The following is a 22,527-nucleotide window of genomic DNA, read 5'->3' as shown; positions in this document are numbered from 1 at the left end:
GGGTAAGGGTGAGGGGCAGCGCCATGCTGGGCGGAAATGCGCTACGACAACGACAACTTCGCCGCGACGTCCTTGAGCAGGACCAGAGTCTGGTCGATGTCGGCCTGGGCGTCGTCCAGCCGCTGGATATAGGGACAGGTCAGCACCGCAATCGCATAGCCGTCGGGCGTCAGGATCGGTACGGAGATGTCGTCGAYGCCCCTGATCTGCTGGCTTTCGGCGATGCGGTGGCCGTCCTTGCGGTAGCCTTCGAGCACCGGCTCGAGCTTGGACCGAGCGATTGCCAGCTTGGTTCCTTCCCAGCGTATCGTCGCTTCCGCCTGGGAGTGCTCGTCCTGGAAGGCAAGCAGGGTCTGACCCGACCCCGTCGCCAGCAGGTCGATATGGGCGCCGATCCTGATGCCGAACTCCCAATTGCCGGGGCAACTGGCATGCGCGACGACAAGTGCTGCCCCGCCTTCCGGAACCACCAGATGGCAGGATTGGCCGGCATCGCTGGCAAAACCGTCCATCAGCGGCAGAGCGCGGGCGACCAGGCGCCGAACCGGCGGATGCCGGTGCGCCAAAACGAAAAGCTTCATGGTCAGGGCGTAGCGGTCGCCTTCAGGTGAGCGGCTGACATAGTCGCGCGCCACCAGCCGTTCCAGCATGCGGTAGACCTCGCTCGGACCTCGGCACATCGCCTTGACGATTTCGGCGCGTGTAAGCCCGCCCGGCTGTTCGGACAGCAGTTCGAGTATGTCGAGCCCCTTGTCGAGCGCCGGCGCCCGGTAGCGCTCGTCCTTGTCCTGGTCGTTTGCGGCGTAGGCTGGCCGTTTGGGCATCGCTCGAAATCCTCCCGGTCGACCGCCCCACATTTCCCGTTGCAAGGTCGGTTCATTTATGAATAGTATGTTCGTATATAGACAGACGCAAGCAGTTTGCTGGGAGGGCAACGGTTATGCGACTAAGCGGGAAACGCATCTTCATTTCCGCCGCCGCCCAAGGCATCGGCCGCGCCAGTGCGCTGGCCTGCGCCAAAGAGGGCGCCCATGTCATCGCGACAGACATCAACGATCAGGCGTTGGCGGCCCTCGCCGCCGAAAGCAGCCGCATCGAGACCCATCGTCTCGACGTCCGCGATGGCGCGGCGGTCACAGCCTTCGCCAAGCAGCAGGCTGCGCTCGACGGGCTCTTCAACTGCGCCGGCTTCGTGCACAACGGCACCATTTTGGACTGTAGTGACGAAGACTGGGATTTCAGCTTCGACCTCAACGTCAAGAGCATGTACCGCACCACCAAGGCCTTCTTGCCCGGCATGCTGGAGCAGGCGGAAAAGACCGGTGGCGTCGCCATCCTCAACATGGCGTCCATGGCCTCCTCGATCAAAGGCTTCCCCAACCGCCTGCTCTATGGCGCAACCAAGGCCGCGGTAATCGGCTTCACCAAGGGCATGGCCGCCGACTATGTCCGCCGCGGCGTACGCTGCAACGCGCTCTGCCCGGGCACGGTCGACACGCCCTCGCTGCGCGGCCGCATCGCCGCTGCCGCCGACCCTGTACAGGCTGAGAAGGATTTCATCGCCCGCCAGCCGATCGGCCGCCTGGCAACCGTCGACGACATCGTGCCGCTGGTCGTCTATCTCTTGTCCGATGAATCCCGCTTCGTCACCGGCCAGGCTGTCCTGGTCGACGGCGGCGTCACCATCTAGGCGGGGCGGCGGCCATGATCGAAAGGATCGACGGCCACTGCCACTACTGGACGCTCCAGCGCGGCGACTATGGCTGGCTGGCGCCTGACGCCGTTCATCTTGCGCCGATCTATCGCGACTTCGGCGCAGCCGAGATGCGGCCGCTCGCCGAGACGGCCGGCATAGGCCAGCGCATCCTGGTCCAGGCCGCGCCCACCGAAGCGGAGACGGAATTCCTGCTCGCCCAGGGCCGCGAGGACAAAGCGGTCGCCGGCGTCGTCGGCTGGGTTGATCTGTCATCGGCCGAGAGCGTGGCTTCTCTCGAGCGCCTGGCGAAAAACCCGCTCCTCAAGGGCGTGAGGCCGATGCTGCAGGATCTCGACGATCCCGACTGGATCGCCACCCGCCCGCACCCGGAAGCCATTGCCGCGCTGAAGCGGCTTGGCCTGCGTTTCGATGCGCTGGTCATGCCGCAACAACTCGCAGGGCTGAAACGTTTCATCGAGGCGAACCCCGAGCTGGCAGTCATCATCGATCACGCCGCCAAGCCGGCATTTGCGGCTGAAGCCAGCGATCCGCGCCACGCCATGTGGGAGACAGGCATGGCAGCGCTCGCCCGGCACCCGCAGGTGCATTGCAAGCTTTCCGGCCTGCTCACCGAACTGCCCGCCGACCGCCGTTCCACACCGGAAAAAGCCGTCGCGACACTCCGGCCGACAGTCGAGAAGCTGCTGGCCTGGTTCGGGCCGCGCCGCATTGTCTGGGGCTCGGACTGGCCGGTTGTGACCTTGGCTACGAGCTTCGGCTTCTGGATCGAGGTCACCGAGCTTTTACTGGAAGGTCTCAGCGCGAACGAACGGGAGCAGATCCTCTCGGCCACAGCCAAGCGCTTCTACGGCCTTGAAGGAGGCCGCGCATGAACGCGCTCGTCGTCATGAAGGACATCGAAAAGTCGTTCCCAGGCGTCCGCGCGCTGCACAACGCCCAGCTCGAACTGCGCTCCGGCGAAGTGCATGCGCTGATGGGCGAAAATGGCGCCGGTAAGTCGACGATGATGAAGATCCTCGCCGGCATCTACCGGCGCGACGCCGGCGAAATCCTGCTCGACGGCAAGCCGGTCGAGATCAACTCGCCGCGCCAGGCGCAGGACCTCGGCATCGGCATCATCCATCAGGAACTCAACCTGATGCCGCATCTGACAGCGGCGCAGAACATGTTCATCGGCCGCGAGCCGCGCAAGGCCGCCGGCCTGCTGCTCGATGAGGCAAAACTCAACGCCCAGGCCGCCGAAATCTTCGCCAGCATGCATTTGAAGCTCGATCCACACACGCTCGTCGGTGGATTGACCATCGCCCGCCAGCAGATGGTCGAGATCGCCAAGGCGCTGTCCTACCGGTCGCGCGTGCTGATCATGGACGAGCCGACCGCCGCCTTGAACGACGCCGAGATCGCCGAGCTGTTCGCCATCATCGCCCGGCTCAAGGCCGAGGACGTCGGCATCGTCTACATCTCGCACAAGATGGACGAGCTGAAGCGCATCGCCGACCGCGTGACCGTCATGCGCGACGGCGAATATATCGGCACCGTGCCCGCCGAAACGACGCCGGTGGAAAAGATCATCTCGATGATGGTCGGCCGCGCCCTCACCGACGAGCGCCCTGACGTGCCCGACCATGCGAACTCCGAGGTCGTGCTCGCGGTCAACAACCTCAATCGCGGCGTGGTCATCCGCGACGTCAGTTTCTCCGTCCGCAAGGGCGAAATACTCGGTTTTGCCGGGCTGATGGGGGCGGGCCGCACCGAGGTCGCACGCGCCATCTTCGGCGCCGACCGGCGCGACAGTGGCGACATCTTCATGCACGGCAGCAGGGTCGACATCCGCAAGCCGCAGGACGCCGTGCGCGCCGGCATCGGCTACCTCTCCGAGGACCGCAAGCATTTCGGCCTCGCAACCGGCATGGACGTGCGCAACAACGTCGTGCTGGCGAGCCTGCGCCGCTTCACCGGTCCCGGCGGCCTGCTGAAGGAGGCCGCGATGCACGATGCTGCCAGCCGCTACATCGACCAGCTCGCGATCAAGACCCCGTCAGACAAGCAGGAAGTGCGCCTGCTCTCCGGCGGCAACCAGCAGAAGATCGTCATCGCTAAATGGCTGTTGCGCGATTGCGAGGTGCTGATCTTCGACGAGCCGACGCGCGGCATCGATGTCGGCGCCAAGAACGAAATCTACAAGCTGCTGAACGCGCTGGCCCAGCAGGGCCGCGCCATCATCGTCATTTCGTCCGAACTGCCCGAGGTGTTGAGGCTCAGCCATCGCATTGCCGTCATGTGCGAGGGACGGCTGACCGGCATCCTGCCTGGCGGCGCCAGCCAGGAAGAGATCATGCACCTTGCCACGCTGCGCGGCGATACCGCCAACCAGAACAACAACAAACAAAGTAAGCCGGCAAAGGGAGAGGCCAAATGAGTGCGACCGCATCCACTGGGGCGATCTCGATCGGCTCGAAATTCTCCGGCGCGCACCGGCTTCTGGCCTTTGCCAGCCTGATCGCGCTGATCCTCGTCTTCAGCCTCGCCTCGCCCAACTTCATGCAGACCTCCAACATCATCGCCATCCTGCAGGCGACGTCGGTCAATGGCGTGCTGGCGATTGCAGCGACCTTGGTCATCATCACAGGCGGCATCGACCTGTCGGTAGGCACGCTGATGACCTTCTGCGCGGTCATCGCAGGCGTGGTGCTGACCTTCTGGGGCATGCCGCTCGGCCTTGGCGTCTTGGCGGCCATCCTCGCTGGCGCCGCCAGCGGCACCCTCTCGGGCACCTTCGTTGCCAAGCTCAAGATCCCGCCCTTCATCGCCACGCTCGGCATGATGCTGATCCTCAAGGGCCTGTCGCTTGTCATCTCGGGCACGCGGCCGATCTATTTCAACAACACGCCCGGCTTCACCCAGATCTCGCAGGGCTCGCTGATCGGCACCGTCATCCCCGGCCTGCCTATCCCCAACGGCGTTTTGATCCTGTTCCTGGTGGCGATTGCCACGAGCTTCATTCTCGAGCGCACAATCCTCGGCCGTTTCACCTTCGCGCTCGRCTCAAACGAAGAGGCTGTGCGCCTTTCGGGCGTCAACACCGACCGCTGGAAGATCGCCGTCTATGCGCTCGCCGGCAGCATCTGCGGCGTCGCCGGCCTGCTGATCGCCTCGCGCCTCAACTCGGCCCAGCCCGCGCTCGGCCAGGGTTACGAGCTCGACGCCATCGCAGCTGTGGTCATCGGCGGCACCTCGCTCTCGGGTGGCCGCGGCACCATCATCGGCACGCTGATCGGCGCACTCATCATCTCAGTGCTCGCCAACGGGCTGCGCATCCTTTCGGTCGCCCAGGAGTGGCAGACCGTGGTCACCGGCTCGATCATCATTCTCGCCGTCTACACCGACATTCTGCGGCGCCGCAGGCTTTGAGGAAGGCTTGCTTCGCGCAGAGCATCGCCCTGCGCCAACACCAAGAAGAGAGCGAAAGCGCTCCACCAGCAACAATCAACCAAAGTTCAATCGGAGGAAACATGTTCACCAGACGCACAATGCTCGGCGCCATCAGCGCCATGACAATCCTCGGCTACGGCTCGACCATGGCAATGGCCCAGGACAAGATGTACATCCCGCTGATCTCCAAGGGCTTCCAGCACCAGTTCTGGCAGGCCGTGAAGGCGGGTGCCGACAAGGCCGCCACCGATCTCGGCGTCACCGTCACCTTCGAAGGCCCGGATTCCGAAACCCAGGTCGACCGCCAGATCGACATGCTGGCCGCGGCGCTTGCCAAGAAGCCGGCGGCGATCGGTTTCGCCGCCCTCGACAGCCAGGCGGCCCTGCCGTTGCTGCAGCAGGCCAAGGACGCCAAGATCCCGGTTGTCGCATTCGACTCCGGCGTCGAAGGCGACATCCCAGTCGCCACCGCCTCGACCAACAACATCGCCGCCGCAGCCCTTGCCGCCGACAAGATGGCCGAGCTCATCGGCGACGAAGGCAAGGTGGCATTGGTCGTGCATGACCAGACCAGCCGCACCGGCATCGACCGTCGCGACGGCTTCGTCAACCGCATGAAGGAAGCCCATCCGAAGGTAGAAATCGTCGCCATCGAATATGGCGACGGCGATCACCTCAAGTCGACCGAGATCACCAAGGCGATCCTGCAGGCCAACCCCGATATCAAGGGCATGTTCGGCGCCAATGAAGGCTCGGCCATCGGCGTCATCAACGGCGCCAAGGAACTGGGCCGCAAGCTGGTGATCATCGGCTACGACTCCGGCGCCCAGCAGAAGCAGGCGATCCGTGATGGCGAGATGGCCGGCGCCATCACCCAGAACCCGGTCGGCATCGGCTATAAGACCGTCGAAGCAGCGGTCAAGGCAGCCAAGGGCGAAGCGGTCGAAAAGAACATCGACACCGGCTTCTACTACTACGACAAGACCAACATCGATAAGCCTGAGATCGCAGCCGTCCTGTACGACTGATCCTGTCCAAACCACCCGGAGGCGGTTCGCCGCCTCCGGCTTCTTCCAAACAAGGTGATTTCAATGAAACTGCTCCGCTACGGCCCCAAGGGCAACGAAAAGCCCGGCATCCTCGACGCATCCGGCCGCGTCCGCGACCTCTCGGGCATTGTCGACGACATCGCCGCAGATGTGCTGACGCCCGAAGGCCTTGCCCGCCTGCGCGGGATCGATCCCCAGACGCTGCCGCTCGTCGCCGGCACGCCCCAGGAAGACCTTCGTCTTGGTGCATGCGTTGGCCGCATCGGAAAATTCATCTGCATCGGCCTTAACTATGCCGACCACGCCGCCGAAACGGGCGCCGCGATCCCCGCAGAACCCATCGTCTTCAACAAGTGGACGTCGGCCATCGTCGGTCCCGACGACGACGTCGAAATCCCGCGCGGCTCCCTCAAGACCGACTGGGAGGTCGAACTCGGTGTCGTCATCGGCAAGCCCGGCCGCTACATCGACGAGGCCGACGCCATGTCCCACGTCGCCGGCTATTGCGTCATCAACGACGTGTCCGAGCGCGAATACCAGATCGAGCGCGGCGGCACCTGGGACAAGGGCAAGGGTTGCGACACCTTCGGCCCGACCGGCCCGTGGATGGTCACCGCCGACGAGATCGCCGACCCGCAGTCGCTCAAACTCTGGCTCGACGTCGACGGCAAGCGTTTCCAGGACGGCTCGACCAAGACCATGATCTTCACCGTCCAGCAGATCGTTGCTTATCTCAGCCGCTTCATGAGCCTGCAGTCAGGCGATGTCATCTCCACCGGCACACCGCCCGGCGTTGGCCTCGGCCAGAAGCCGCCCATCTATCTCAAGGCCGGCCAGACCATGCATCTCGGCATCGAAGGCCTCGGCACCCAGCGGCAGCGCGTCGTCGCCGCCTGAACCATTAGGGACCCAACCATGACCAGCATCATCGACATGCGGGTGCTCGACCTGCGCTTCCCGACCTCGCAGCATCTCGACGGTTCCGACGCGATGAACCCGGACCCCGATTATTCGGCGGCCTATGTCATCCTGGAAACCGACGCCCCCGGCATCGAGGGTCACGGCCTGACCTTCACCATCGGCCGTGGCAACGAGATCTGCTGCGCGGCGATCGAGGCGATGCGCCATCTCGTCGTCGGGCTGGACATGGACAAGGTTGCAGCAGACATGGGCGCCTTCTGGCGCCATGTCACATCGGACAGTCAGTTGCGCTGGATCGGGCCCGACAAGGGCGCGATCCACCTCGCAACCGGCGCTGTCGTCAATGCCGTGTGGGACATCTGGGCCAAGATGGTGGGCAAGCCGGTGTGGAAGCTGGTCGCCGACATGTCTCCGGAAGAACTCGTGCGCTGCATCGACTTCCGCTACATCACCGACTGCATCACGTCCGACGAAGCGCTCGCCATGCTGCGCGAGAAGGCACCCGGCAAGGCCGAGCGCATCGCCATCCTCGAGCGCGAGGGCTACCCCTGCTACACCACATCGGCCGGCTGGCTCGGTTATGAAGACGAGAAGCTGCGCCGTCTGTGCCAGGAGGCGGTCGATGCCGGCTTCAACCACGTCAAGCTCAAGGTCGGCCGCGACAAGGCCGACGACATCAGGCGTCTGCGTATCGCCCGCGAGGTGCTGGGGCCGGATCGCCAGCTGATGATCGACGCCAACCAGGTATGGGAAGTCGATCAGGCCATCGACTGGGTGCGCGACCTCGCCTTCGCCAAGCCGTGGTTCATCGAGGAGCCGACAAATCCCGACGACGTCGAGGGCCACCGCAAGATCCGCGAGGGCGTGGCCCCGGTTCAGGTCGCCACCGGCGAGATGTGCCAGAACCGCATCATGTTCAAGCAGTTCATCATGCGCGGTGCCATCGACGTGGTGCAGATCGACTCCTGCCGTCTCGGCGGTGTCAATGAGATCCTCGCCGTGCTGCTGATGGCGGCGAAGTATGATCTGCTGGTCTGCCCRCATGCCGGCGGCGTCGGCCTGTGCGAATACGTCCAGCATTTGTCGATGATCGACTATATCTGCATCGCCGGCACCCGCGAGGGCCGCGTCGTCGAATATGTCGACCACCTGCACGAACACTTCAAGGAACCCTGCATCGTCCGCAACGCCGCCTACATGCCGCCAATGGCGCCAGGCTTCTCGATCGAGATGAAGCCGGCGACGCTCGAAGACTTCCAATTCAAGGGCTGACAGGGATGGATCTCGGGCTGAAGGACAAGGTGATCATCGTCACTGGCGGTGGCGCGGGTATCGGCGGCGCTGTCACGCTTGGCCTTGCCGCCGAGGGTGCAATTCCTGTCGTTTTCGGCCGCAGCCCGCTGGCCGAAGACTTCAGCGCCCAGCTCCGCAAGCTTTCGCCACGTGCAAAATTCATCCAGGTCGAGCTGATGCACGACTCGGAAATCGAGGCGGCAGTGAAGGATGTGGCGCAGACTTTCGGCTGCATCGACGGGCTGGTCAACAATGCCGGCATCAATGACGGCATCGGCCTCGAAGCCGGCCCGGAAGCCTTCCGCGAGTCGCTCGAACGCAACTTGATCCACTACTACACGACCGCCCATCACTGCCTGCCCTGGCTCAAGACGGCGCGCGGTTCGATCGTCAACGTCTCCTCCAAGACCGCGCTGACCGGCCAGGGCAACACCAGCGGCTACACCGCCGCCAAGGGCGCGCAGCTTTCGCTGACGCGCGAGTGGGCGGCAGCGTTGCGCGGCGACGGTGTCCGCGTCAACGCTGTCATCCCCGCCGAGGTGATGACGCCGCTCTACGAGAAGTGGCTCAAGACCTTCGACGATCCCGAAGCGCGCCTCGCCGAGATCACCAGGCGCATTCCACTCGGCCAAAGGATGACAACGGCCGAAGAAATAGCCGACACCATCATCTTCCTGCTGTCGGACCGCGCCAGCCACACCACAGGGCAGTGGCTGTTCGTCGACGGCGGCTACACCCACCTCGACCGCGCGCTGGATTGACCGGAACGGTGTTGGAACCCCCGATGCCCTGCCGGGCACCGGCCACTTTGCCCGCCTGCGTCAGGCAATCGTCATGCGGTGCGACACATTCTTGATGACGGTGTACTGCGCCAGCCCTTCGAGGCCGCCCTCACGGCCGTAACCGCTTTCTTTCACGCCACCGAACGGTGTTTCGGGAACAGACGCCTCCAGCGTGTTGATCGAGACATTGCCCGCCTCGATCCCGTCCGCAAGCTGGTCGGCGGTGCGGGCCGAGTGCGTGAAGGCGTAGGCCGCCAGGCCGAAGGGCAGCGCGTTGGCCTTTTCGATGGCCTCTTCGACCGAACCGACGGGATTGATCAGCGCCATCGGGCCGAACGGCTCTTCGTGCATGGCGCGCGCGTCATCAGGAAGGTCGGCGATCGTGGTGACGGGGAAGAAATAGCCGCGATTGCCGAGCCGCTCGCCGCCCGTCAGCACGCGGGCGCCCTTGGCGCGCGCGTCCGCCGTCAGGGCTTCCAGCGCTTCGATTCGGCGATGGTTGGCCACCGGCCCCATCTGGGTTGCCGCTTCCAGGCCGTTGCCGACCGTGATGGCGCGGGCCGTCTCGGCGAACGCCTTGGTGAAGGCGTCATAGATACGCTCCTGCACGTAAAAGCGCGTCGGCGAGGTGCAGACCTGCCCGGAATTGCGCGCCTTGCGCACCGCCGATGCGATCGCGGCAGCGACCGGATCGACGTCGTCGCAGACGATCACGGGCGCATGCCCGCCGAGTTCCATCAGCACTGGCGTCATGTGGCGCGCCGCCATCTCGGTCAGGTGCTTGCCGACGGCCGTCGAACCGGTGAAGGCGACCAGACGGACCTGGCTCTGCGGGATGAGATAGCCCGAAATCTCCGCAGGCACGCCGAAGACGAGGTTGAAGACGCCTGCGGGCAGGCCCGCATCGTGGAACGCACGCGCAATGTGGAAGGCGCCGGCAGGTGTTTCCTCGGCGGCTTTCAGGATGATCGAGCATCCGGCGGCAAGCGCGCCGGCGATCTTGCGCGACGGCTGGCTCATCGGAAAATTCCACGGCGAAAACGCCGCGACCGTGCCTATGGGCTGGTGGTGCACGATGTATTTGATCCCCGGCTCGCTCGGAATGACGCGGCCATAGGTGCGCTGGCCCTCGGCGGCGTCCCATTCGAAGAATTCGCAGCCGCGAATGACCTCGAGACGGGCCTGGGCGAGCGGCTTGCCGTGCTCCAGGGTGATCGCATAGGCGATCTCGTCGATGCGCTCGCGCATCAGCTGGGATGCCTTGAGGATGACCTCGGCGCGCTTCGCCGGCGAGGTCCTGCGCCACACGTTGAAGCCTTTCGCCGCGGCATCGAGCGCGTCGTCGAGGTCCGCGCGCGTGGCGACAGGCACCGCGCCGATAACGGTTTCGTCGGCCGGATTGAGCACAGGCTGGGTGTCGACCGTCTTGCGCCAGGAGCCGCCGATGTAAAGCTTGAGGTCGGGATAGGTGTTCGTCATGAGAGTCTCCATTGTCCCTGGCGGCTAGTGCGCAAGGGGGGCAAGCTGGTTTTCGATAAGCCTGACAAGGCTGAGCGCGGTCATCTCGGATGATTTCGGATTGTTCTTGAGCGCTTCGTTTTCAAGGCGCAGATCAAGCCGGCCAAAGGCGCCTGAGGCGCTGACCTCGTGGACGTTGCGCTTGGCTGCCGGGTCGGCCACCAGCACAATGCGCGTGCGGTCGAGACCGATACCCGACAAAGCGGAAATGACGGCCACATTGGCATTCTGCGGGAACGCGTTGGCCGCCTGACGCGCCGTGCCGGTAAAAAACGCGGTGCGCTCCATGAGCTTGTCGAGATCGACAAGCTCACTCGCCTTGGTGCCCTGCCAAGCCAGTGGCGGCTTGACGATGGTGTGCGTCACCTCGTCGATCGGCAGGATCGAGGCTGCGGCCAGCGCGCCGAGATCGCCGAGCGCGCCCGAAGGCATGACGATACGGCTCCCCGTCTCGCGCGCCACGGCAAGCAGCCGCTGGTAGAGTGCGTCGTCGCAAAAGGCGCTCGTCGAGGAGACGACAAAGCTTGCAGCATGGCGCAGCGCCGCCTCGCCCCAAATGGCGACGGCCGGCCGTCCGGCCGCCTCGATGACCATGTCGATGTCGAGCCCAACAAGCTCTTCCGGCCCGGAGATCAGTCGGGCACCTTTGGGCAAGCCTTGGCGCTCTCGTCCACCGTCGCGGACGGCGATCGCAACAATCTCGACGCCATCAGATTCGCGTTCGGCAAGCAGTTCGCCAACGCGGCTGGCAATCGCGCCCCAGCCGACGAAACAGATGCGCAACCGGYGTTGCCGCTTCTCAGAGGCCGACATAGCGCTGCACCAATTCGGCGTTGCGGGTCAGGTCTTCACCGGTACCCGACCAGACGGTCCGGCCCTTTTCCAAGATGTAGTGGCGATCGGCGAGCCGCTTCAGCACGTTGAGGTTCTTGTCGATCAACAGGATCGACTGCCCCTCCGCCTTCAGGGCCTCGATGCAAGCCCAGATCTCGGCACGGATCACCGGCGCCAAGCCCTCGGTCGCTTCATCAAGGATGAGCAGCTTGGGATTGGTCATCAGCGCGCGGCCGACGACCAGCATCTGCTGTTCGCCGCCCGACAGCGTGCCCGCTGCCTGGCCGGCTCGCTCGCGCAAGCGCGGAAACAGCGCGTAGACGCGTTCAAGCGTCCAGGCATTCTTGCGGCCGAGGCGATTGGCGGCGGTGGCAACGAGGTTTTCGCGCACCGTCAGCGTCGAAAACGCCTGGCGTCCCTCGGGCACCAGACCGACGCCAAGCCGCGCCACCGTCTCGGGCATGGCACCGCGGACATCGCGACCGGCGAAGCTGATCTCGCCTGACAGCGGCTTGAGCAGGCCCATGATCGACTTGACCGTGGTTGTCTTGCCCATGCCGTTGCGGCCGAGCAGCGTCACCACCTCGCCGTCGCCGATCTCCAGCGCGACGTCGAAAAGCACCTGGCTCCGCCCATAGGCCGACTGCAATTTGGCGACGCTCAGCATAGCTCGTCTCCCTCGCCCAGATAGGCCGTGCGGACCTCCGGATTGTCCCTGATTTCGTCGACCGAACCGGTGGCGATGATGCGGCCATAGACCAGCACCGAGACGCGGTCGGCGAGCGCGAACACCGCCTCCATGTCGTGCTCGACAAGCAGCATCGAGACCTGGTTCTTGAGGCCGCGCAGCATCTCGATCATCTGCTGGCTTTCGAGATGGCCGAGTCCGGCCATCGGCTCGTCGAGCAAGAGCAGGCGCGGCTTGGTGGCGAGCGCCACCGCCAGTTCGAGCTGCTTCTGCTCGCCATGCGACAGGTTCGCGACCAACTCGTCGGCACGCTCTGTAAGGCCGGCACCTGCGAGGTAGCTACGCGCATCTTCACGCAGCTCGGCCTCATGCCTGACATTGCCCCAGAAGCGGAAGCTGTGGCCCTGCCGCACCTGGACGGCGATGGCGACATTGTCGAGCACCGTATAGTCGGGCAGCAGGCAGGTGATCTGGAAGGTTCGCGCCAGCCCCATCGACACACGCTTGGCGGTCGGCAAGGTGGTGATCGGCTGGCCGTCGAGTTCGATGGTGCCTTCGTTCTGCTTGAGCTCGCCCATCAGCTGCGAGATCAGCGTCGTCTTGCCGGCACCGTTGGGGCCGATCAAAGCGTGGATCTCGCCGGGCTTCACGGTCAAATCGACATGGTCGGTGGCAAGCAGGCCGCCGAAGCGCTTGACCATGCCCTGGACGTTGAGGACAGGAGTGGTCATGCGCGCCTCCCGAGCATACGGGCACCAAGCGCCTGGACGCCGCCTTGGGTGTAGAGCACGACAAACAGCAGGATCAGTCCAAGGCCCAGCTGCCAGTTCTCCGTCCACGATGCGAGGATGGATTCAAGCACGATGAACACGGCGGCACCGAGCAGCGGGCCAAACAACGTGCCGACGCCGCCCAGGATGACCATGACCATCAGCTCGCCCGACTTGGTCCAGTGCATCATGTCGGGGCTGGCATAGCGCAGGAAATTGGCCATCAGCGCGCCGGCAAGGCCGCAGCCCATGCCGGAGATGACGAAGGCCATCAGCTTGTAGCGATAGGCGGGAAGGCCGATCGCCGCCATGCGCTTTTCGCTCTGGCGCAGACCGACGATGACGTTACCGAAGCGCGAATTGACGATGCGCCAGAGGATGAAAAAGAACAGTGCCGTGATCGCCAGGCAGACATAATAGACAGTCTGCTTGTCGCGCATGTTGAGCCCGGGCAGCTCATTGGCGCGGCGGATGATCAGGCCATCGTCGCCGCCATAGGTTTTCAGCGAGACAAACAGGAAAAACAGCATCTGCGCGAAGGCCAGCGTGATCATGATGAACTGCACGCCGCCGGTGCGCAGCGACAGCGCGCCGATGAGCGCCGCCATGATGCCGGAGACGACCAGCGCCACCGGAATGGTGATCAGGAGCTGGTTGGTGCCGGGAATGAGGCCGAACAGCGGCTCGCCCAGCGTATAGTGCTGGTAGAGAATGCCGACGACATAACCGCCGATGCCGAAGAAGGCGGCGTGGCCGAAGCTCACCATGCCGCCATAGCCGAGCACGAAGTTGAGGCTCGCGGCGGCAATGCCGTAGATCAGCACGCGTGTCGCCAGCGACGTCAGCGCGGCATAGCCGGTTGCGTCGGCGACCGTCGGCAATGCGATCAGCGCAATCAGCACGCCGGCAAGCAAGGCAGGTCGCTTGAGTGATTTTTCCATGGGCCAGTCAGCGCCTAGTTCAGGAATTTCGGATGAACAGGCCCTTGGGCCTTATGAGAAGCACGATCGCCATCAGCAGATAGATGCCCATCGACGAGATGCCGGCGCCGAGCGCGTCCGCATCCGGCCCGACCATGACCTGGCGCAGAAGGCCAGGCAGATAGGCGCGCAGGCCGGTGTCGACGATGCCGAGGATGAGGCTGGCGAAGAAGGCACCCCGGATCGAGCCGACGCCACCGATCACCACCACGACGAAGGTGGTGATCAGGATCTGCTCGCCCATGCCGACCTGCACCGCAAGGATCGGGCCGGCCATGAAGCCGGCGAGGCCGGCAAGCAGCGCCCCCAGGCCGAACACCAGCGTGTAGAGCAACCGGATGTCGACGCCGAGCGCGCGCACCATCTCGCGGTTGGTCGAGCCGGCGCGGACCAGCATGCCGATGCGCGTCTTGTTGATCAGAAGGTAGAGCCCGAGTGCCACCAGCAGGCCAACGGCGATGATCGCCAGCCGGTAGATCGGATAGACCAGCCCCGGCAGCAGTTCGACCGAACCGTCGAGCAAGGCCGGCATCGACACGAACAGAGGCTGGCGTCCGAACAGGATGGTGATGGTCTGGTTGAAGATCAGGATCAGGCCGAAGGTCGCCAGCACCTGGTCGAGATGGTCACGCCCATAAAGCCGCCGCACGACCAGGAATTCAATTGCAGCACCGGTGACGGCAGCAGCCGCAAGGGCCGCCGGAATGCCGAGCCAGAACGAGCCGGTTTCAGCCGCCACCCACGTGCCGGCATAAGCCCCGATCATATAGATCGAGCCATGCGCCAGGTTGATGACGCCCATGATGCCGAAGATCAGCGTCAGGCCGGCCGCCAGCAGGAAAAGCATGACGCCGAATTGCACGCCATTGAGCATCTGTTCGAGGAAGAGCGTCATCGCCTATCGCTTCGATTGGGAAAATGGGGAAAGGTGGCGAGCGGCAGTTGTGCCGCCCGCAGCATCGATCGGGCCGAGATTACATCTTGCAGTCGGCGGCGTAGGCGTCGCCATGGTCCTTGAAGACCTCGCCGACAGTCTTCAGCACCGGCTTGCCGTCGGCGCCCTTTTCGACCTTCAGCGCGTACCAGTTCTGCACCGGATGCTGGTTTGGCCCGAAGGCGAACTTGCCGCGCACTGACTCGAAGTCCGCCTTGCGCAGTGCTGTACGGAACGCGTCGGCGTCGTCGATATTGCCGCCGGTCGCCTTCAGCGCCGAAGCGTAAGCGAGGGCCGCGTCATAACCCTGGCTGGCATAGTAGGTCACCGGACGGTTGTAGGTCTTGTTCCAGGCGTCCATGAACTTCTTGTTGGCCGCGTTGTCGAAGTCCGAGTTCCAGTGGCTGGAGACGTTCAGGCCGATAGCCGCATCGCCGACGGCGGCGAGCGTCACGCCGTCCATCGACGGTTCGGCCACGACCATCGGGATTTCCTTCATCAGGCCCGACTGCTCGTACTGGCGCAGGAAGGTGATGCCGAGGCCGCCGGGATGAAACTGGAAGACTACGTCAGGCTTGGCCGCGCGCACCTGGGCGAGTTCCGCCGCAAAATCGGTCTGGTCGAGGCGGGTATAGATCTCGCCCGCGATCTCGCCCTTGAAATAACGCTTGAAACCGGCGATCGCGTCCTTGCCGGCCTGGTAGTTGGGCGCCAGCACGAAGGCCTTCTTGTAGCCGAGATTGGTGGCGTTCTGGCCAGCGCTTTCATGCAGCGAGTCGTTCTGCCAGGAGACGACGAAGTAGTTTTCGTTGCACTCCTTGCCGGCCAGGTTCGAGGGCGCGGCATTGGGGCTGACGTAGAAGGCCCCGCTATCGACGATGTCGGGGATGGTTGCGCCGGCGACGTTGGAGAAGACGATGCCGGTGAACAGCTTGATGCCGTTTTCGCTGAGGAAGCGTTCGGCGATCTGCTTGCCTTGGCCAGGCTTGAGGCCATCATCCTCGACGACCAATTCGACGGGCACGCCGCCGAGCTTGCCATCTTCCAAGGCGAGCATGAAGCCGTCGCGGATATCCYGGCCGAGATAGCCGGCCGGCCCCGAAAGCGTGGTGATCATGCCGATCTTGACGGGATCGGCGGCGAAGGCCGGCAGTGCCGCCAAGGCAGCGACGGAAGCTGCAAGCAACATACGTCTGAAATTCATGGCTCAGTTCTCCTCTGGGTGGCGTCTTATGGGCGCGCGTTGTTGTTTGCCGGCTTAGCTGTCGTCTCGATTTCGAGAGGACAAAACCTGAAAGAAGCCGCATCCGCCTCAAGCCGGCCGAAGACAGGAGCGGGAAAATGGTAAGGCGCAAGCACCGTATTGGCTGCCGCCGCATCAGCGAGCAGCGCGATGCGCGTCGTGCGCGCCTGCTTGGGGTCCTCGCAGAAATTGCAGACGATGCTGTCGTCGCCGAGCTGCAGCGGGTGATGCACGGCGTCGGCGAGAAACAGCACCTCGCCCTCCCCTGTTGCCAGAGACACCACCACCATACCCGGCGAATGGCCAGGTGCTGGGCGCAGCGTGAGGCCCGGCACGACCTCGGCATCTGAAGCGACAGCCTCGAAGCCGACGCTGCGAATAATAGGCAACACGCTATCTGCGAAGGCGCCGTGCAATGTGTAGCCCTGCGGCTCAGCCTCGTGGACAGCTATCCAGTGGCCGAGCTCGACCTCAGATACGACATAGCGGGCATTGGGAAAGGTCGGCCGCCAGGTTTCGCCTTCCCGCCTGGTGTTCCAGCCGACATGGTCGGCGTGCAGATGCGTGTTGATGACGATATCGACATCTTCGGGCGCGATGCCAATGGCCTTCAGCGTCTCGAGGAATTTGGTTTCGCGGCGATGCCAGGCCGGCCGGTGCGGCCGCTCCTTGCCATCGCCGATGCCGCCATCGATCAGCGCGACATATTCGGGCGTTTCGATGACATAGCAGTTGAAGCTCAGCGCCACCGTCTCGCCTACGGGGTCGACCGTGCCGGCAGGCGAACGCTCAGCGGCAAGCTCAAGATCGTCGCGCGAAAGCCCGCCAAAGATCGCCTTGGCTTGCCAGGCCACATTGGCCATGTCGGGAATACAGGTCACCGCGACCCGACCGGCTTCAAGCCGCTCCAGTTCGATGCCGAGTTCCGGAAAATGTCGCCTGACGACCTTCATGGGTTCACCAGCCTCAGAGCTTGACCCAGCCGGCCGGCGGTTCCTTACCGGGATGGAGAGTGCCGCAGTTCGGGCAGGTGCGGGCTTTTTCGTCTTCGTAGAAAGCCTTGTAGATCGGCGGCAGGTCATCGACGATCGATTCCAGATCGACCTCGGCGCGGTGCACCCGGGTGCTGCATTCGAAGCAATACCATTCGATGGCGTCGAGCGCGCCTTCAGGGCGGGGCGATTCGATGACGAGGCCGATCGAGCCTTCTTGTGGGCGCTGAGGCGAATGGCGCATGTGGGCGGGCAGCAGGAACACCTCGCCCTCGCGGATCGGCACGTCATAGAACTCGCCGGTCGTGGTATCGTGCAGCTTCAGCAGCATGTCGCCCTTGAGCTGGTAGAAGAACTCCTCGACCGGGTCGTCATGGTAGTCGCAGCGACTGTTCGGGCCGCCGACGACCGTCACCATCAGGTCGGCATCCTTGAACACCAGCTGGTTGCCGACCGGCGGCTTGAGCAGATGCTGATGCTCGTCGATCCATTTCGAGAAGTTGAACGCTGCGAGGCGTCTGGTCATGGTCATTCCTCCGGTTGGGCGGCGCGGGCGCGTCGGTGGTGTGGGTCAGGCCGTGGTCTTGAGGCCACAATTGTCGAAAGCGGCGCGGGTAACGCGCTTCTCGTCCTCGGTGAGTTCGAGCAATGGCGGGCGAACCCTGCCGCCGGTCTGGCCAAGCAGTTCCTGCCAGTATTTCTGGTGCGAATGCGGCTTTTCGGCCGGGCGCGTGTCCTTGAGGGCAGCTCGCACCGGGTCGAGGCTGTCGCGAATGCGCCGCGCTTCTTCCGCTTTGCCGGCAAAGGCAAGGTCCGTGTACTGGCGCATGCGTGTATCGTGCTTGGTCTGGATCAGGTAGGKCGGCGACGAGCAGAGATACAGCTGCCAGTCGAGCTCGAGGATGTTGTCCAGCCATTCCTCTTCCGAGGCCGTGCTGACCAGGATGCGGTCGCCGGCGAGCGCATTCAGTTCCTTGTACATCGGGCGTGGCACCGAGTACTTGATGGCGACGACGTTTTCGATATCGGCGAGCTTGTTGCAAAGCCCAGGGCTCATCAGATAGCCGCTATCGGGGTGGCTCCACAGTGCTATGCCGATATCCACCTTGTCGGCGATGGTGCGGTAATAGTTGAGCAGCGTTTCGTCCTGCTGCTTGAAGAAATGCAGCACCGGTGCATGCACCACGACGTAGTCGGCACCGCACTTCTGCGCGTGCTTGGCGAGGTCGATGACCACGTCCATGTTCTGGTCGGAGCAAGACATGATGGTCTGGGCACGGCCGGCACAGGCATCGACGGCAAGGTCGAAGCTGCGCTTGCGCTCGTCGATCGACATCGAGAAGAACTCGCCCTGCTTGCCGGCAATGAAGAAGCCGTCGATCTTGAGATCTTCGATCCAGTGATCGATATTGCCGCGGAAGCCGTCCTCATCGATGGCGAGGTCCTGCTTGAACGGCATCAGGCCGGCGGCCCAGATCCCCTTCATCGTTGCCCGCGAATAGGCCTTGGCGTCTTTTTTGCTATATTTCATAGGTCATCCACCTGAATATCGCCTCCCGCGTTGCCGAGCACGGCGAGCCAGAATTTCGTGCATTGAGAGGCATTTGAAGATCGCGCGCACCGGCGGACATTGTGGTCCATCCGGCCATTCGTTGCGTCGCTGATTACGCCCCTCACGTTCAAGAAATCCTCCACGCCCACACTGAAGTGCAAGCCTTGCTCCCAGCTCAGAAAACACCGACGCCATCTATAAGACAATCATCATTCATGCTATTAATTGAGACGAAATTCCAATAGATCGGGAAGTCTCATGAAAATCACCATCAAGCAGATCGAGAGCTTCCTCGCCGTCGCCGATCTCGGCAATTTTTCGCGTGCCGCCGAACGGCTGAACACCGCGCAGCCGGCACTTTCGCAATCGATCAAGGATCTCGAAGCGGAACTCGCCGTGCGCCTGTTCGACCGCACGACGCGGCGCGTCGAACTGACCGACGCCGGGCGCGAATTCCGCCACTCCGCCGCCAAGGTGCTGGAGGAACTGGAGCATGCGGTCGAAGGCGTCCACGAACTGGCGGAACGCCGGCGCGGGCGCCTGCGCATCGCCGCCCCGCCCTTGCTCGCCGCTGTCGTGCTGCCGCAGGCCATCGCCGACTTCCAGAAGCGCTATCCCGGCATTGCGGTCCAGCTCGCCGACGTCGGCACCGAGCAGATCGTCGAAAGCGTCAGGAGCGGCAAGGCCGATTGCGGCTTGGGCACCTTCTCCCCGGCCGAAGAAGGCATCGAGCGCCTGCCTCTGGTGCGCGACAGCCTGATGCTGTTTTGCGACCAGCGCAGCCCGTTCAACGGCGCCGTTTCGGTGCCATGGCGTGAATTGGAGGACCAGCCCATGATCACGCTGACCCGCGACAGCGGCATCCGGCTTCTGGTCGAGGTCGGCTTCGAAACGGCGGAACTTGCCCTGAAGCCGGTCTATGAGGTGACGCAGATCACGACCGCAATCGCCCTCGTCGAGGCCGGGCTTGGCGTCGCCGTGCTGCCGACCTATGCGCTTGCCGCCGCCCGCTACCGCAAGGTCGTCGGCAAGCCACTGATCGAGCCCAACATCTCGCGCGAAGTGGTGATGATCCACGCCACCGGCCGTTCGATCTCGCCGGCCGTCTCGGCCTTCGCCGCAGTCGTAAGGCGCTACGCCCAGCAGCTGACGCCGCGCGAAACCAGCTAACCCTTGATCAACTTGACCAGCGCCTTGGACAGAACCGTATCGTCGGAGGCGAGATCGAGCAGCACGTCGAAATGGTTGCGGCCGGCAATCTCGATCAGTTGCGAGGCAAAGCCCGCCTCGCGCCAGAGCCGGTCATATTCGCACGACTGGCGCCTGAAACCGGCCGGGTCACCATCGGCATAAGCGACAATGATCGGGCAACCCACCGCCGGAATGTTTGCCGCCGGGCTCAGCCGCTCCACCGCGGAAGCATCCAGCGACAACCAATCCTGGACGAACGACTTGGCGATCGGCGCCAGATGGAACAGGCCGCTGATCGGCATCGCTCCCTTGATGACGTTTTCGGGTACGCCGAATTGCTGGTGCCAGCCGCCGCTCAGCACTGCCCCAGTCAAATGCCCGCCAGCCGAACTTCCCCCAACATAGATGCGGTCAGGGTCGATGCCGTAAGCGCGTCCATTCTTGGCCAGGAAGGCGATTGCCGCGCGAACCTCGCGCACGATCTCGTCCAGCGTCACCGCGGGAGCGAGCMTGTAGTCGACGACGGCGGTGGCGATGCCATGGCGCGCCAGCATTCCGGCCATGAAGGCGGAATCGTGCTTGGACAGCATGCGCCAATAGCCGCCATGAATGAACACGAACACCGGACGCAGGCCTTCGCCCGCGCCGTAGATGTCGATGGTCTGGCCACTTTCGGCATCGTAGACGACCTCAAGATGCGAGGCGTGAGGACGCATTTCTTCCGAGCGGCCACGATAATTGCGCATCTCGGCGTCGAACACCTCAGGGGCGACCGAAGCACGCGCGCCGTAGTCGCGGTCGATGATCTCTCGCGGCCAGTTGGCTTCGTCGGCAAGCACGCTCATGCAAAACTCCTACTTCACGAAGGCGCGGATGGTCTCGGCCATGACCTTGGGCTGCTCCAGCGTCGGGAAGTGTGTTTTTCCAGGCAGCTTGTTGGGCTTGTACCAGTCGTTTTTCGCCGCGAAGTCGAGCTGCGCCTGCGCATATTCCGCCTCGAAGGGCTGCGAATAGATGTGGGTGATCGGGCGCTTTTCCTTCAGTGCCGCCATGCGCTGCATCGGGTTGCCCCATTTGCGATAGGCCCTGGCGATTTCACGGCCCGAGCGCGCCCACATCTCGAAGCTGTACTTGGCCATCTCGTCATTGACGTGGCCGATGATGTCCTGGTTGTCGGTGTCGCCGATCCAGTAGTTGAAGAAGTCGCCGCGGCCGTTTTCCCAGTTGGTGCGATCCTGGATGTGGTCGATCATCGAGAAGAACGCCTCATCGGGCGTCGTCTGGATCCAGTCGATCACCACCGAGCGCGGAACGCGCGCCACACCGAGCCGGTCGGTGATCTCGATGTTGGCCCAGCCGCCATGCGAGGTCGAAACCGGCACTACGGTGTCGATGTCCATCTTGTCGAGGAAGGCGACCACATCGTCGGCCTGCTCGCTGGTGGTGAAGTCGCCATCATGCTCACGGTGTTCGCCATGGCCACGCCAGTCCAGGCGGATGACGCGGTTCGTCTTGGCGAGTTCAGGCACCAGCGTCTTGAACAGGCGGTGATCCTGGCACCAGCCCGACAAAAGCAGCAGCACCGGACCTTCGCCGGCATCGTCATAGGAAAGAGTGTTGGCGCCGATCTCGATGGATTTCATGTGCGGACTCCGAAATTCTGAAGGCAAGCTCAAGGCTTCCTTGATGTCAGTGGGTTCATGCCAGGGCTTTGGTCGCTGTCGGGGCGTGGCGCGCCGTCTTCATGCGCTCGGCGCCAATCTCGCGGCTTTTGCCGGTGATCTTCAAGACCTGCGAGCGAACGTCGTCGGGCCAGAAATTCATGTCGCCAAGCCGCTCGGCCGTATCCTGCGTGTGCTCGGTCATCGGGCGTTCCCGCGCTTCCCAATCGGCCAGCGACTGGGCGACGTCGTTTCCTTCGTCGATGGCTGCGGCAAGGCCCAGACCATTCATCAGGGCACAACCACCGCCCTGCCCGAGATAAGGCGGCATGGCATGCGCAGCATCGCCGAGGATCGCCACGCGTCCCTTGCTCCACTGCTTGAGCTTGACCACCTCGAAGGCATCCCAGCGGCCGGCGTCGCCGAAACGTGCAACGAGATTGGCAAGATGCGGAAAGGATTGCGTCCAGAGCTTGCGGTCGGCCGGTACTTTCAATGCAGCCGCATCGTCGGCCGCGCAGCACAGGGCGACATAGAGATCGGTGGCGCTCGCCGGCGTATAGAGGATGCGGCGCGTGCCTGTGAAATATTCGATGTAGCGCTCGCGGTCTTCCGCCGGCACGTCGCCGTCGTCGCGCGAAATCAGCATGCGGATAGCGCCGTAGCCGAGATGCTTGCGGTACATCATCAGGTCGAGCGAATCCCGGACCTTTGAGTTGATGCCGTCGGCACCAACGATCAGGTCGGCACTGCGCTTCGAACCATCAGCGAGCAGCAGCTCGCCCTCAGCTGTCGCGCCCACGGCTTCCGAATTGGTGAGAATCTCGACGCCGCTCCTGCGGCAGGTATCGACCAGCGAATTGATCAGCGTCTCGCGCAGGATGGTGATCAGCTTCGCATCACCCGAACCGTTGATCGGAATTTCTTCCATGGTCGTGTTGTCGTGGTCGCGGGTGTGGAACTGCGGACC

23 protein-coding genes are annotated in these 22,527 nt (G+C 63.7%); 9 read left to right on the top strand and 14 right to left on the bottom strand.

Going from position 1 to position 22,527, the window contains the following annotated elements; genetic code table 11:
• Positions 1 to 41 precede the first annotated feature (41 nt).
• Positions 42 to 824, bottom strand: a complete 783-nt coding sequence (locus AC1DWF_RS19090; RefSeq protein WP_476841939.1) for an IclR family transcriptional regulator — start codon at positions 822 to 824, stop codon at positions 42 to 44.
• Between the two features lie 116 nt (positions 825 to 940).
• Between AC1DWF_RS19090 and AC1DWF_RS19085 the strand changes: the two genes are divergently transcribed.
• The 8 genes from AC1DWF_RS19085 to AC1DWF_RS19050 all read left to right on the top strand — a co-directional run bounded on the left by AC1DWF_RS19085 (position 941) and on the right by AC1DWF_RS19050 (position 9,173).
• A complete protein-coding gene (locus AC1DWF_RS19085; RefSeq protein ID WP_476781650.1) occupies positions 941 to 1,690 on the top strand; it encodes an SDR family oxidoreductase in 750 nt (249 codons plus the stop codon).
• A gap of 14 nt (positions 1,691 to 1,704) precedes the next feature.
• Positions 1,705 to 2,589 carry an amidohydrolase family protein gene (locus AC1DWF_RS19080; protein WP_476781649.1) on the top strand — a complete coding sequence of 295 codons (885 nt, stop codon included), beginning with the start codon at positions 1,705 to 1,707 and terminating at the stop codon, positions 2,587 to 2,589.
• Positions 2,586 to 4,136, top strand: a complete 1,551-nt coding sequence (locus tag AC1DWF_RS19075) for a sugar ABC transporter ATP-binding protein (RefSeq protein WP_476781648.1) — start codon at positions 2,586 to 2,588, stop codon at positions 4,134 to 4,136. The genes AC1DWF_RS19080 and AC1DWF_RS19075 overlap by 4 nt, the downstream gene beginning before the upstream one ends.
• Positions 4,133 to 5,128, top strand: a complete 996-nt coding sequence (locus AC1DWF_RS19070; RefSeq protein WP_476841938.1) for an ABC transporter permease — start codon at positions 4,133 to 4,135, stop codon at positions 5,126 to 5,128. The genes AC1DWF_RS19075 and AC1DWF_RS19070 overlap by 4 nt, the downstream gene beginning before the upstream one ends.
• Before the next feature lie 101 nt (positions 5,129 to 5,229).
• Positions 5,230 to 6,177 (top strand): substrate-binding domain-containing protein, encoded by a 948-nt coding sequence (locus AC1DWF_RS19065; RefSeq protein ID WP_476781646.1) that lies wholly within the window; start codon positions 5,230 to 5,232, stop codon positions 6,175 to 6,177.
• 63 nt (positions 6,178 to 6,240) lie between these two features.
• A complete protein-coding gene (locus tag AC1DWF_RS19060) occupies positions 6,241 to 7,095 on the top strand; it encodes a fumarylacetoacetate hydrolase family protein (RefSeq protein ID WP_476781645.1) in 855 nt (284 codons plus the stop codon).
• Between the two features lie 18 nt (positions 7,096 to 7,113).
• Positions 7,114 to 8,391, top strand: a complete 1,278-nt coding sequence (locus tag AC1DWF_RS19055) for an L-fuconate dehydratase (RefSeq protein ID WP_476781644.1) — start codon at positions 7,114 to 7,116, stop codon at positions 8,389 to 8,391.
• Between the two features lie 5 nt (positions 8,392 to 8,396).
• Entirely contained in the window at positions 8,397 to 9,173 is a 777-nt protein-coding gene (locus AC1DWF_RS19050) for an L-fucose dehydrogenase (RefSeq protein ID WP_476781643.1), read from the top strand.
• A 60-nt stretch (positions 9,174 to 9,233) separates the two neighbouring features.
• On the opposite strand, the gene AC1DWF_RS19045 is transcribed toward AC1DWF_RS19050, so the two are convergent.
• The 10 genes from AC1DWF_RS19045 to AC1DWF_RS19000 form a co-directional block, all read right to left on the bottom strand.
• Positions 9,234 to 10,673 carry an NAD-dependent succinate-semialdehyde dehydrogenase gene (locus AC1DWF_RS19045; RefSeq protein WP_476781642.1) on the bottom strand — a complete coding sequence of 480 codons (1,440 nt, stop codon included), beginning with the start codon at positions 10,671 to 10,673 and terminating at the stop codon, positions 9,234 to 9,236.
• Positions 10,674 to 10,697: 24 nt separating this feature from the next.
• A complete protein-coding gene (locus AC1DWF_RS19040; RefSeq protein ID WP_476841937.1) occupies positions 10,698 to 11,495 on the bottom strand; it encodes an aspartate dehydrogenase in 798 nt (265 codons plus the stop codon).
• Positions 11,496 to 11,511: 16 nt separating this feature from the next.
• Entirely contained in the window at positions 11,512 to 12,213 is a 702-nt protein-coding gene (locus AC1DWF_RS19035) for an ABC transporter ATP-binding protein (protein ID WP_476781640.1), read from the bottom strand.
• Positions 12,207 to 12,965 (bottom strand): ABC transporter ATP-binding protein, encoded by a 759-nt coding sequence (locus AC1DWF_RS19030; protein WP_476781639.1) that lies wholly within the window; start codon positions 12,963 to 12,965, stop codon positions 12,207 to 12,209. Before AC1DWF_RS19030 ends, AC1DWF_RS19035 begins: the two co-directional genes overlap by 7 nt.
• The gene (locus AC1DWF_RS19025; RefSeq protein WP_476781638.1) at positions 12,962 to 13,945 is read right to left on the bottom strand and encodes a branched-chain amino acid ABC transporter permease; all 984 of its coding nucleotides are present in this window, start codon (positions 13,943 to 13,945) and stop codon (positions 12,962 to 12,964) included. The genes AC1DWF_RS19030 and AC1DWF_RS19025 overlap by 4 nt, the downstream gene beginning before the upstream one ends.
• Before the next feature lie 19 nt (positions 13,946 to 13,964).
• Positions 13,965 to 14,879: a branched-chain amino acid ABC transporter permease gene (locus tag AC1DWF_RS19020; RefSeq protein ID WP_476781637.1), complete on the bottom strand. Its 915-nt coding sequence runs from the start codon at positions 14,877 to 14,879 to the stop codon at positions 13,965 to 13,967.
• Between the two features lie 79 nt (positions 14,880 to 14,958).
• Positions 14,959 to 16,122: an ABC transporter substrate-binding protein gene (locus tag AC1DWF_RS19015; protein ID WP_476841936.1), complete on the bottom strand. Its 1,164-nt coding sequence runs from the start codon at positions 16,120 to 16,122 to the stop codon at positions 14,959 to 14,961.
• 26 nt (positions 16,123 to 16,148) lie between these two features.
• On the bottom strand, positions 16,149 to 17,114 hold the full coding sequence (locus AC1DWF_RS19010) for an MBL fold metallo-hydrolase (protein ID WP_476781635.1): 966 nt from the start codon (positions 17,112 to 17,114) through the stop codon (positions 16,149 to 16,151).
• A 13-nt stretch (positions 17,115 to 17,127) separates the two neighbouring features.
• Entirely contained in the window at positions 17,128 to 17,679 is a 552-nt protein-coding gene (locus tag AC1DWF_RS19005; protein ID WP_476781634.1) for a 3-hydroxyanthranilate 3,4-dioxygenase, read from the bottom strand.
• Between the two features lie 45 nt (positions 17,680 to 17,724).
• Positions 17,725 to 18,684: a dihydrodipicolinate synthase family protein gene (locus AC1DWF_RS19000; RefSeq protein WP_476841935.1), complete on the bottom strand. Its 960-nt coding sequence runs from the start codon at positions 18,682 to 18,684 to the stop codon at positions 17,725 to 17,727.
• A gap of 279 nt (positions 18,685 to 18,963) precedes the next feature.
• Here AC1DWF_RS19000 and AC1DWF_RS18995 point away from each other — a divergent pair, with 279 nt between their 5' ends.
• Positions 18,964 to 19,875, top strand: a complete 912-nt coding sequence (locus AC1DWF_RS18995; protein ID WP_476781632.1) for a LysR family transcriptional regulator — start codon at positions 18,964 to 18,966, stop codon at positions 19,873 to 19,875.
• Here AC1DWF_RS18995 and AC1DWF_RS18990 read toward each other — a convergent pair.
• The 3 genes from AC1DWF_RS18990 to AC1DWF_RS18980 form a co-directional block, all read right to left on the bottom strand.
• On the bottom strand, positions 19,872 to 20,741 hold the full coding sequence (locus AC1DWF_RS18990; protein ID WP_476841934.1) for an alpha/beta hydrolase: 870 nt from the start codon (positions 20,739 to 20,741) through the stop codon (positions 19,872 to 19,874). The genes AC1DWF_RS18995 and AC1DWF_RS18990 overlap by 4 nt on opposite strands.
• Before the next feature lie 9 nt (positions 20,742 to 20,750).
• The gene (locus AC1DWF_RS18985; protein ID WP_476781630.1) at positions 20,751 to 21,539 is read right to left on the bottom strand and encodes an alpha/beta fold hydrolase; all 789 of its coding nucleotides are present in this window, start codon (positions 21,537 to 21,539) and stop codon (positions 20,751 to 20,753) included.
• A gap of 55 nt (positions 21,540 to 21,594) precedes the next feature.
• Positions 21,595 to 22,527 (bottom strand): FAD-dependent oxidoreductase (locus AC1DWF_RS18980; RefSeq protein WP_476841933.1); only part of this gene is annotated, 933 nt, incomplete at its 5' end.

Source organism: Aminobacter sp. P4_D5 (assembly GCF_056401815.1).
Note: the sequence above shows the minus strand (reverse complement) of the source record. Positions and strands in the feature narration are given on the sequence as shown.